Annotated in this window: 12 protein-coding genes; 7 read left to right on the top strand and 5 right to left on the bottom strand. The window is 72.6% G+C overall.

Translation table 11 applies throughout. From position 1 onward, the window contains the following. From QM626_RS13965 to QM626_RS13955, 3 genes are all read right to left on the bottom strand, one after another. On the bottom strand, positions 1 to 210 hold a 210-nt coding region (locus QM626_RS13965; protein WP_415077567.1), incomplete at its 3' end, for an alanine racemase. Between the two features lie 46 nt (positions 211 to 256). Further along, positions 257 to 1,006 (bottom strand): alpha/beta fold hydrolase, encoded by a 750-nt coding sequence (locus QM626_RS13960; RefSeq protein ID WP_415077566.1) that lies wholly within the window; start codon positions 1,004 to 1,006, stop codon positions 257 to 259. Next, a complete protein-coding gene (locus QM626_RS13955; protein ID WP_415077565.1) occupies positions 1,003 to 2,052 on the bottom strand; it encodes an isopenicillin N synthase family dioxygenase in 1,050 nt (349 codons plus the stop codon). The genes QM626_RS13960 and QM626_RS13955 overlap by 4 nt, the downstream gene beginning before the upstream one ends. A 108-nt stretch (positions 2,053 to 2,160) precedes the next feature. Here QM626_RS13955 and QM626_RS13950 point away from each other — a divergent pair, with 108 nt between their 5' ends. The 7 genes from QM626_RS13950 to QM626_RS13920 all read left to right on the top strand — a co-directional run bounded on the left by QM626_RS13950 (position 2,161) and on the right by QM626_RS13920 (position 9,319). After that, positions 2,161 to 2,757: a helix-turn-helix domain-containing protein gene (locus tag QM626_RS13950; RefSeq protein ID WP_415077564.1), complete on the top strand. Its 597-nt coding sequence runs from the start codon at positions 2,161 to 2,163 to the stop codon at positions 2,755 to 2,757. Between the two features lie 168 nt (positions 2,758 to 2,925). Then, on the top strand, positions 2,926 to 4,422 hold the full coding sequence (locus QM626_RS13945) for an aldehyde dehydrogenase family protein (protein WP_415077563.1): 1,497 nt from the start codon (positions 2,926 to 2,928) through the stop codon (positions 4,420 to 4,422). Further along, the gene (locus QM626_RS13940) at positions 4,419 to 5,987 is read left to right on the top strand and encodes an NtaA/DmoA family FMN-dependent monooxygenase (RefSeq protein ID WP_415077562.1); all 1,569 of its coding nucleotides are present in this window, start codon (positions 4,419 to 4,421) and stop codon (positions 5,985 to 5,987) included. The genes QM626_RS13945 and QM626_RS13940 overlap by 4 nt, the downstream gene beginning before the upstream one ends. Then, a complete protein-coding gene (locus QM626_RS13935; protein ID WP_415077561.1) occupies positions 5,984 to 6,484 on the top strand; it encodes a thiamine pyrophosphate-binding protein in 501 nt (166 codons plus the stop codon). Before QM626_RS13940 ends, QM626_RS13935 begins: the two co-directional genes overlap by 4 nt. After that, positions 6,481 to 7,098, top strand: a complete 618-nt coding sequence (locus tag QM626_RS13930; RefSeq protein ID WP_415077560.1) for a thiamine pyrophosphate-dependent enzyme — start codon at positions 6,481 to 6,483, stop codon at positions 7,096 to 7,098. The genes QM626_RS13935 and QM626_RS13930 overlap by 4 nt, the downstream gene beginning before the upstream one ends. Further along, positions 7,098 to 8,798: a GMC family oxidoreductase gene (locus QM626_RS13925; RefSeq protein ID WP_415077559.1), complete on the top strand. Its 1,701-nt coding sequence runs from the start codon at positions 7,098 to 7,100 to the stop codon at positions 8,796 to 8,798. Before QM626_RS13930 ends, QM626_RS13925 begins: the two co-directional genes overlap by 1 nt. Beyond that, entirely contained in the window at positions 8,795 to 9,319 is a 525-nt protein-coding gene (locus QM626_RS13920) for a flavin reductase family protein (protein ID WP_415077558.1), read from the top strand. Before QM626_RS13925 ends, QM626_RS13920 begins: the two co-directional genes overlap by 4 nt. Before the next feature lie 94 nt (positions 9,320 to 9,413). Here QM626_RS13920 and QM626_RS13915 read toward each other — a convergent pair whose 3' ends face one another. Together QM626_RS13915 and QM626_RS13910 are read right to left on the bottom strand one after the other, a co-directional pair. After that, a complete protein-coding gene (locus tag QM626_RS13915; RefSeq protein WP_415077557.1) occupies positions 9,414 to 9,989 on the bottom strand; it encodes a TIGR00730 family Rossman fold protein in 576 nt (191 codons plus the stop codon). A 127-nt stretch (positions 9,990 to 10,116) separates the two neighbouring features. Beyond that, entirely contained in the window at positions 10,117 to 10,476 is a 360-nt protein-coding gene (locus QM626_RS13910) for a holo-ACP synthase (RefSeq protein WP_415077568.1), read from the bottom strand. Positions 10,477 to 10,556 lie beyond the last annotated feature (80 nt).

The following is a 10,556-nucleotide window of genomic DNA, read 5'->3' as shown; positions in this document are numbered from 1 at the left end:
CGCCTCGCCGATGTCGGCGACGCCGAGCCGGGTCGCGCCGCCGGCCAGGGCCGCCGCCGCGGTGCGTGCCGCCCCGTGCCCGTAGCCGTCGGCCTTGACGATGGCGATGACCTCGACGCCGACGAGCCGCCGCAGCTGGCGCACGTTGGCCTCGATCGCGGCGACGTCGATCGTCGCCTCGCGCATGACACCCGCCGGCATCCGGCTCATCGGAACCTCCCCCTGTGCCGGCCTCCAGGGTACGCGCCCGAGCCGCTCACACCGCGTCGAAGAAGCCGAGAAGCGCGGAGACCAGTCCGTCGGGTGCGGACAGCTGCGGCGCATGGTCGGCGTCGAGGGTCACGACCGTCGCCCCCGGGGTGCGGCGCTGCATGTGGCGCTGCACCGCCAGCGGGATGTCGCGGTCGTCGGTGGCCTCGATGTAGAGCCGGCGCAGTGCGCCGAACCCCTCCGGTCGCCACACGGGCACCACGTCCAGGCCCGCGTCCCACTGCGGCTGGAGACGGCGGGCGGCGCCGATCGCGGCCGCCGGGTCGGCGCGCTGGAAGAGCACGGCCACCGCGGCGTCCGGGGGAACGACCGTGCCGCGGCCGTCGAGCGCACGTTCGAGGAACGGTGCGGCGCCCATGAGCTCGTCCTCCGTGCCGAGCTCGGCGCGGAGGACGTCGAATCCGACGCCCGAGGGGAGCATGATCCCGGCGACGAACACCACGCCCGCTACACGGTCGGCCATCCGATCCGCGGCGACGGTGACCACGATCCCGCCGCCCGAGTGCCCCACGAGGAACAGCCGGCCGCCGGCGGACGACGACGCGTCGAGCACCGCCTGCACCTGCGACTCCAGGCCGCTCTCGCTCTCGGGTCCGGTCGAGTCGGGAAGCGTCACCGCGACGACGTCGTATCCGGCATCCGCCAACGGAGCGGTGATCGGATCCCAGACCCACGCGGACGCCCACGCACCGTGCACGAGCACCACGCACGGGCGTCCGCCGGAGGACGGTCTCACGCGTTCCCGCTCCCGGTGAGACGGGCCGCCTCGCGGTGCGCCCCCTCGTTCTTCTTGATCAGCTTGAGCCCGGCGAGCTTGGCCTCGACGTGCTCCTGGAGCGTGACCGCCGCGTAGTGGGCGACGCCGCCCTCCGGGACGAACCCGGGCAGCGGCGCCACGACCGCGGCGGGGTTGCCGTCCTCGAAGTAGGCCGCGGAGCGGCGTCGGCGGATCGTGCCGTCGACGATCGGCGGCTTCACCCGGTGCAGTGTGGAGCTCCACTGATCGTTGGTGAGGCGCGCCATCACGTCGCCGATGTTCACGAGGAACGCGTCATCCGCGGGCTGCACGTCGTTCCACCCACCGTCGGCGTCGAGGACCTGGAGCCCCGCGACCTGATCGGCCCACAGCACCGTCACCAGGCCGAAGTCGGTGTGCTCGCCCATGCCGGTCATCTCCGCGCCGAGCTCGACGGATGCCGGCGGGAGCGCGTAGTTGTTCATGCGCAGGACGTCCAGCGAGTTCCGGACGAACGGGTCGAACGACCCCGACGGCACGTCCAGCGCGTCTTCGAAGATGCGGGTCAGGGTGCGCGCGACACGCTGCGCCTCGGCGAAGTAGGCCTCGACGGCGATCCGGAACCCGGGCACCTCCTCGGGCCAGACGTCGCCCGGGTAGGCGGCGGTCGCCGGGCCGCCGCCCGGGAAGTCCCCGGGGGTGACACCCACGTTGAACGCCTCGAAGAAGTCGTTCATCCGCGAGGCCGGATCGATGCCCAGGGTGTAGCTGAGGGTCTCGCTCTTGGGCGGCGTGTACCCGCGGTTCTCGCTCTTCGGCCGCATGTACGCCTTCTTGTCGTCGAGGCCGAGTCCGAAGAAGCCGTCGATCGCCGCGACGAGCCCGTCGATCACGTCGTCGCGCACACCGTGGCCGACGATCTGCATGAAGCCGACGGTGCGGCAGGCGTGGTCGACGGCCGCGGCGACGGCTGCGCGCTCGTCGGCCGATCCGTCGCCGCTGTAGGGCGAGATGTCGATCGTCGGCACGGTGAACGGCGTTGACACGGAACGACCTCCTGCGGGCGACCGGATCGTCCGGTCGCGATCGTGCGCCACGGTATAGCGGCCAGATGACGGCCAGGTTTCCCCCGCCTGTCGGCCTATGCTGAGCGCGTGACAGACGACCGCGGTGCCGGCCCGGCGACCGACGACGCGCTGATCGGTCGCTCGCTCGGCCGCGAGATCCGGGCCGCGCGCACGGCGAAGAAGCTGTCGACGCGGGCGCTGGCGGCGTCCGCCGAGATCAGCCAGCCGTTCCTCAGCCAGATCGAGTCGGGCCACACGATGCCGTCGATCTCGACGCTGTTCCGGCTCGCGAAGGTGCTGGGCATCTCGCCGTCCGCGCTGCTGCCGAGCCCGCCCGAGCCCGACCCGGTGCGGGTGAGCCGGCGGGCGGATGCCGAGACCGTCGCGGTCTCGGAGCGCGACGACCGCGCGTCCAGCCGCATCATCTCGGCGGAGGCCGAGCGCGGCGCGACCGTGCAGGAGTACCGCATCGGCGGGCCGTACCTCGGCGACTGGTTCGAGTCCGACGGGGAGAACACGGTGTACGTCGTCGACGGCATCCTGACCGTGATGATCGAGGGTCGCGGCGAGTGGCAGCTCGGCCCCGGCGACGCGCTCGCGCACCCGGGCGCCCTGCGCAACCGCTGGGCGGTGCAGGACGCCGCCGCCACCACGGTGCTGCTCGTGCACACCCCGCCGGTCTGAGTCCTCGGCTGCTCCCTCTTCTGTTCCGCGAGACCGCATCTCCGCGCCGAGGACGTGGGGTGACCCCACCGTCTCGGCGCGGAGATGCGGTCTCGCGGAACGGGGGACGAAACGCAGCCGTAACGTGATTGGTATTTGCAATCAACGATAGGGGAATAGCTTCGGGGCATGCCCACCGACTTCCCCCTGCGCGAGCGGGTCGCGCGCTTCCTCGCCGACGACCCGGGGCGCCTGCTCATCGGCGGCGCGTGGGCGGATGCGGCGGACGGCGCCCGCTTCGCCACGATCGACCCCGCCACCGGGCGCACGCTCGCGCAGGTCGCCCGCGGTCAGAGCTCCGACGTCGACCGGGCCGTCGCCGCCGCGCGCCGTGCGCTGACCGTGGAGCCGTGGGCATCGATGAGCGCCACCGACCGTTCGGCGCTGCTGTGGCGCATCGCCGACCTCATGACGGCGCACCTCGACGACCTCGCGGAGCTGGAGACCCTCGACCAGGGCAAGAGCCTGCGCACCTCACGGTTCGGTGAGATCCCCGCGGCCGTGAACCAGTTCCGCTACTACGCCGGCTGGCCGACGAAGATCACCGGCGAGACGATCCCGGCGTCCAGCGGCAAGACCCCGGCCGGCCGGCAGCTGTTCGCCTACACCCGCCGCGAGCCGGTCGGCGTGGTCGGCGCGATCGTGCCGTGGAACTCGCCGATGGTGATGACCGCCATGAAGCTCGCCCCGGCGCTCGCGGCGGGCTGCACGATCGTGCTCAAGCCCGCCGAGAACACGCCGCTGACCGCGCTGTACCTCGGCCGGCTGCTGCAGGAGGCCGGTGTCCCCGAGGGCGTCGTGAACATCGTCACCGGCTTCGGCGCCGAGGCGGGCCAGGCGCTGGCCGACCACCGCGGCGTCGACAAGATCGCCTTCACCGGCTCGACAGCGGTCGGCAAGCGGCTCCTCGCGAGCGCCGCCGGCAACCTCAAGCGCCTCACGCTCGAGCTCGGCGGCAAGTCGCCGTCGATCGTCATGCCGGACGCCGACCTGCCCGCCGCCATCGCGGGCGTGTCCGGCGGCATCTTCGACAACGGGGGGCAGGTGTGCGTCGCGAGCGCTCGCATCTATGCGCATCGCGACGTGTACGAGGACCTCGTGGCGGGCATGGCCGCACGCGGCGACGCGCTGCGGCTCGGGCACGGGCTCGACCCGGACACCGACCTGGGACCCCTCGTGAGCACCGCGCAGGCCGAGCGGGTCGAGCGGTTCGTCGCCGAGGGCCGGGCCGAGGGCGTGACCGTGGTCACCGGCGGCGAGCGCACCGAGGACACCTTCTACTCCCCCACGGTGCTCACCGACGTGCCGGCGTCCGCACGCCTGATGCGCGAGGAGATCTTCGGCCCGGTCGCCGTGGTCACGCCCTTCGACGACCTCGACGAGGTCGTCGGCTGGGCCAACGACTCCGACTACGGCCTGGCCGCGAGCGTCTGGTCCGAGGGGCTGAGCGCCGCGCACCGCATCGCGGCCCGACTGCAGGCCGGCACGGTCTGGGTCAACTGCCACAGCATCCTCGGCCCGGATCTGCCCAAGGGCGGCCACAAGGAGTCCGGCTGGGGCTACGAGAACGGGGCGCAGGGCCTGGAGAACTACCTCGAGACCAAGAGCGTGGTGATGGCGCTGTGAGCGGACGCATCCTGCTCGGCGTGTTCGAGATGATGAACCCCAGCAACGGGATGCCGACCTGGACCCACCCCGCCGGCCGAGGCGACGACTGGGACCGGCTCGAGTACTGGGTGACGCTCGCGCGCGAGCTGGACGCCGCCGGCTTCGACTTCCTGTTCTTCGCCGACACCTACGGCTACGCGACGCTGCAGGGCCGCATGCCGGCGGAGGTCGCGGCGCACGGCATCCAGTTCCCGGCCCTGGACCCGATGCTCGCGATCGCGGCGCTCGCGCGGGAGACCGAGCGCATCGGGTTCGTCGTCACCTCGCCCACCACCGTCGAGAAGCCGTACGCGACCGCACGCAGGTTCGCCACCCTCGACCGTTTCACGAACGGGCGCATCGGCTGGAACGTGGTGACCGGCAGCTCGCAGGCCACCACCGACGAGCTGTTCGGCGTGACCCGGACGCTCGGCCACGACGAGCGGTACGACGCCGCGGACGAGTTCCTCGACACCTGCCTGCGGTTCTGGGAGCACAGCTGGGAGGACGACGCCGAGGTGCGCTCCCGCGACGTGTACGCCGATCCGGCGAAGCTGCACGCCGTCGACGTGCACGGACGGCACCAGCGCTCCCACGGGATCTTCGCCGTGCCGCCGACGCCGCAGCGCACCCCCGTGCTGTTCCAGGCGGGCACCAGCGACCGCGGCCGGGCCTACGCCGCACGCAACGCGGAAGCCGTGTTCATCCAGGGGCAGACGATCTCCGCGGCCGCCGCGCACGTGCGCGACATCCGGGAGCAGGCGGTGCGCCACGGCCGCGCCCCGCACGATGTGAAGGTCGTCACCGGGATGACCGTGACGGTCGCGCCGACCGAGGACGAGGCGCGCATGCTCCGCGCCGAATACGAGGACGTGCTGGGCCTCGACGACGCCGCCGTCATGTTCGCCGGGATCACCGGCATCGACCTGACGGGGATTGACCCCGACACCCGCGTCGCCGATCTGCGGACCGATCTCGGGCAGACCCTGATCGACCGGTACGCGCGGACCGATCCGGACATCCGCGTGCGGGCGGTGCTCGACCAGTTCCGCACGCGGGCGATCCGCGGCTTCCAGGTCACCGGAACGCCGGTCCAGGTCGCGGACGAGATCGAGGCGATCGTCGACGGCACCGGCATCGACGGCATCATGCTCGAGCCGACCTTCGGCGGTCCCGGCGCCTACCGCGCGTTCATCGACCTGGTGCTGCCGCTGCTGCGCGCCCGCGGCCGCATCGCGAGCACGGTCGCGGACCCCGGGAGGGACGCCGACGGCGAGGCTGGCATCGGATCCGGGAGGGGTGAGGACGCCGACGGCGAGGCTGGCATCGGGCCTGGCGGGCGTCGGCCGCAGGCCGACGCGGGACGGCCTCCCCGTCGGCATCCTCGCCCCGACCCCACGACCGCACGCGCGCCCTCCCTGCGAGAGCGCCTCACCGGAAGCCCGCGCCTGGCCCCCACGCATCCCGCGCACCGTCTCGCCGCCCGGGCGGCCGACGACATCAGAGAAGCGCCCGCCGGCGCCCGAGAAAGAGAGAACGCATGAGAGCCGATGCCGTCGAGGCGGTGATCCGCGGGTTGAAGAAGGCCGGCGTCTCCATCGCCACCTACCTGCCGGACTCGCTCCTGAAGGAGCTGTACCCGGCGCTGGACGCGGATGCCGACATCCGCACCATCCCGGTCACCAACGAGGGCGAGGGCGCGGCGATCGCCGGCGGCGTGTTCCTCTCCGGCAAGCGCGCCGTGCTCGTCATGGAGAACTCCGGGCTGCGGGCCGCGACCGAGCATCTGGCCCGGATGGGCCTGGGCGCCGGCATCCCGGTCGTGATGATCATGAGCTACCGCGGCGAGATCGGCGAGAACAACTGGTGGGCCATCCCGCACGGGATCACGATGGAGCCGCTCCTGCAGGCGCTGCGCACCCCGTACACGATCGTGCGCGAGGTGGAGGCGATCGAGCAGGCGATCGTGAACGCATACGAGACGGCGTACGCGTCGTACTACCACGTCGCCGTCGTGCTGGCGGGAGGGCTGGTCCGATGAGCTACAGCCGGTTCGAGGCCATGAAGCTGCTGGGCGCACGGGTGGACGCCGAGGCCCTCGTCATCCTCTCGCTGGGCGGCGCGGTCGACGAGTGGTACAACGCCGCCCCGCACATGCGCGCGGCGAGCCTGTTCCAGCAGCAGCTCGGCTGCGTCACGCCGGAGGCGTTCGGCCTCGCCGCGGGGCTCCCCCACCGCCGGATCGTCTCGCTGGACACCGACGGCGGGCTGCTGTTCAACCTCGGCATCCTCGCCACCCTCGGCAACGAGAAGCCCGCGAACCTCTTCGTCGTCGTGTGGGACAACGAGCAGTACCAGTCGATCGGGGGCCCGCGCACGCACACCGCCGCCGGCAACGTCGACCTCGCCGCGATCGCCCGCGGGGCGGGCGTACGCCACGCCTACACCGCCGAGACCCTCGACGAGTTCGACGCGCACTGCGCGGCGGGCCTCGGCGCGTCGGAGCCCTACCTGGTGGTGGCCAAGACCGACGGCATCCTCGAGCCGGGCATCCGGCGCAAGCACTCCGACGGTCGCGAGGACAAGTACATCTTCGTGCGTCATGTCGAGGAGATCGAGGGCGTGACCATCATGGGACCCAGCGAGCACAACTGATGCCCCTGACGACGGCTCCCGCCGCCGCCTACGACTATCTCGTCGTGGGCGGCGGCGCGGCCGGGTGCGTGCTCGCGGCCCGGCTGAGCGAGGACCCCGCCGCGCAGGTGCTGCTGGTCGAGGCGGGGCCCGACCATCGCGGTGTCCGCGAGCTCCTCGACGCCGCCCGGTGGGACGCGCTCATCGGCGGCCGCTACGACTACGGCTATCGCTCCACCCCGACCGACCATGTGCTCGGCAGGTCGGTCGGGATGCCGCGCGGCCGCGTGCTCGGCGGCAGCTCGTCGACCAACGCCATGCTCTGGTACCGCGGCAACCGCGCCGACTACGACGCATGGGCGGACGCCGGGGCCACCGGCTGGGGCTACGACGACCTGCTGTCGTACTTCCGCCGGTCCGAGTCGCGACCCGGCGGAGACCCCGCGTACCGGGGGCTCGCCGGCCCCATGCGGGTGGCGCCGCTGGCGCGGCTGCATCCCATCGCGCACGCTCTGATGTCCGCGGCGGCCGATCGCGGGCTGCCGGTCATCGAGGACGCCAACGCCGCCGACGACGAGGGCGCCTGCTACGCCGACTACAACGCCGTGGAGGTCGCCGGTGGCGGGTTCGAGCGGTGGAGCGCGGCCCGCGCCTATCTCGAGCCCGCGCTGGGACGGCCGAACCTGGACGTGCTGACAGGCAGCCCGGTCCACGCGGTCGTGCTCGAGGGCGACCGGACGGCGGGGGTGCGACACCTCGTCGACGGCACGCTCGTGGAGACCCGGGCGGATGCCGTCGTGCTCGCCGCGGGAGCGCTGGACACCCCGCTGCTGCTGCAGCGCTCGGGGATCGGCGATCCGGCACGGCTCGCCGCGGTCGGCATCCGCCCCGTGCACGAGCTGCCAGGCGTGGGCGAGAACTTCCAGGACCACCCGCTGATCCTCGGCGTGAACTTCCGCGCCCGCGCCGGCCTCGGCGAGGTCGTCGGCAACGGCGGCGGCACGATGCTGAACTGGCGCAGCTCGTACGCCGCCCGCGGTCCCGACCTGCACGCGGTCGTCGCGCACGGCTCGCGCGGCGACGAGACGCTGCACGAGCGGTACGACCTCGGCGGCGATCGCGTGTTCGCCCTGGTCCCGGGGCTCTACGGCTCGCGGTCGGTCGGATGGGTGCGGGCACGGGCGGCGGATGCCGAGGTGCCCGCCGACATCCAGCCGAACTACCTCGCCGACCCGATCGACCTCGCGGCGATGATCGAGGCGCTCGACATGGCCCAGGACCTCGTCGCCTCGCCGGCCTACGCCGGACTGGCGGCCGGGCCGCTGACGCCGCCCCCGGGGCTCGACCGCGCCGCGCGCGTGCGCTTCGTGCGCGAGAACATCGGATCGTTCTTCCACTGCTCGGGCACCGCCCGCATGGGCGTCGACGAGCTCGCCGTCGTCGACCCGTCGCTGCGGGTGCGGGGGCTGTCCGGACTGTGGGTCGCCGACGCCTCGGTGATGCCGTCCATTCCGACGTGCAACACGCAGGCGCCCACCATCGCGATCGCCGAGCGCGCCGTCGAGCTGATCGCCGCCGCATCCGGCTCGCCCGTCCGCGCGAGCCCGTATTCATCCCCCGAACCCGTACCGGGTTCACGCGCATCGGATACGGGTTCGCGAACCGAGTACGGGCTCGCGGGTGAGGATGGTGCCATGCCAGAACAGGAGAGATCCGCATGATCCGGGCCGAGCTGCCGTCGTACTCGCAGGACCCCGCCGCACTGCGGCGCGCCTTCTCCGTCTTCCCCTCGGGGGTCGTCGCGATCCTCGCCGAGGTCGACGGGCGCGTGCAGGGCATCGTCGCCTCGGCGTTCACCGTCGGTGTCTCGACCGATCCGCCGCTGGTGTCGTGCGCGGTGCAGCGCACCTCCACGACGTGGCCGGTGCTGCAGCGCGCGTCCCGGCTGGGCGTGACCGTGCTCGCCGACGGGCAGGGGACGCTCGCACGGCAGATCGCGGGTCCCGACCGCGAGCACCGGTTCGACGGCGTGCCGCTGCGCGAGACCGGATCGTCCGCGCGGTTCATCGACGGCTCGCCGCTGTGGCTGGAGTGCCGGCTGTACGCCGAGCATCCCGCCGGGGATCACACGATCGCGCTGCTGGAGGTCACGGCGCTGGGCACGCTGCCGGAGCTGGAGCCGCTCGTGTTCCACCGCTCCGACTTCCGCACCCTGCAGCTCGCGCAGGACGACCTGGAGTGAGGCTGCGCATAACTCAGGCAGAACGGCCGATTCTCGCCCGATGAACGACGGATGCCGCGATTCTGCCTGAGTTGTGAACGCGTGACGCCGGCGCTCAGCGCGCGAACTTGGGCGTCGGCGGCTCCCAGGCGGCGAGCTCGGCGAGCAGCTCGTCCGGGGTGTGCACGACGATGAGCGAGTCGCGGAACGTCCCCGCCATGAACCCCGACGCCACCATGTGGTCGAGCATCGCCAGCAGGGGCTGCCAGAAGCCGTCGACGTCGTAGATCGCGACCGGCTTGGCGTGGAAGCCGAGCTGCAGCCAGGTCCACGCCTCGAACAGCTCCTCGAGCGTGCCGGGGCCGCCGGGCAGGGCGACGAAGCCGTCGGCGAGCTCGGCCATGCGCATCTTGCGCACGTGCATGTCCGGCACGATCTCCAGCGAGGTCAGTCGGGGATGCGCCAGCTCCGCATTCACCAACGCCTGCGGGATCACGCCGAACACCTCGGCGCCCGCGTCCAGGGCGGCATCCGACACCACGCCCATGAGACCCGTGTGACCGCCGCCGTAGACGAGCGCGATGCCCGCCTCGCCCAGCCGCGTGCCGACCGCCCGAGCCGCCGCCGCGAACACGGGGTCGTTTCCGGGCGCCGAGCCCGTGTACACCGCGATCCGCTGCATCCTGCTCATCCGTCCTCCTCCTGCGGCGCTGCTGCTGCTCGCATCCTCACCCCGCCATGTCCCAGTTCGGCGCGGTATGGCGTGCGCATAGCGCGCCGAACCGGGACACCAACCGCGCGAAAGTGGGACATGCTGCTCACGGGGCGGCGCTCTCCGCCACCACGTACGCCGCCGCAAGACCCGCGTCGTGCGACAGCGACAGGTGCAGGGTCGTGATGCCGCGGGCGGCGACCGTCGCCGCAGTCCGGCCCGACAGCGTGAACCACGGCCGGCCGGACTCCTCCGCCGTCACCTCGATCTCGGTCCAGTGGACGCCGTCCGAGCCGCCCAGCGCCTTGATCAGCGCCTCCTTCGCGGCGTAGCGCGCGGCCAGCGACCGTGGCTTCAGCACCCGCTCCGCCGGCGAGAACAACCGCTCCCGCAGACGCGGCGTGCGCGCGAGGTGGGCCTCGAAGCGCGGCACGTCGACGAGGTCGACCCCGATCCCGGCGATCACCTCCCCCCGCCCTCGCGAGACGTCGCGGATGTCACGAGAAACACCGCGGAGCGTGACATCCGCGCGAGACGTCGCGGATG

The organism is Microbacterium sp. (assembly GCF_047606385.1).
In the GTDB taxonomy this organism is placed as follows: domain Bacteria; phylum Actinomycetota; class Actinomycetes; order Actinomycetales; family Microbacteriaceae; genus Microbacterium.
This window is presented reverse-complemented; position numbering and strand designations above follow the sequence as displayed.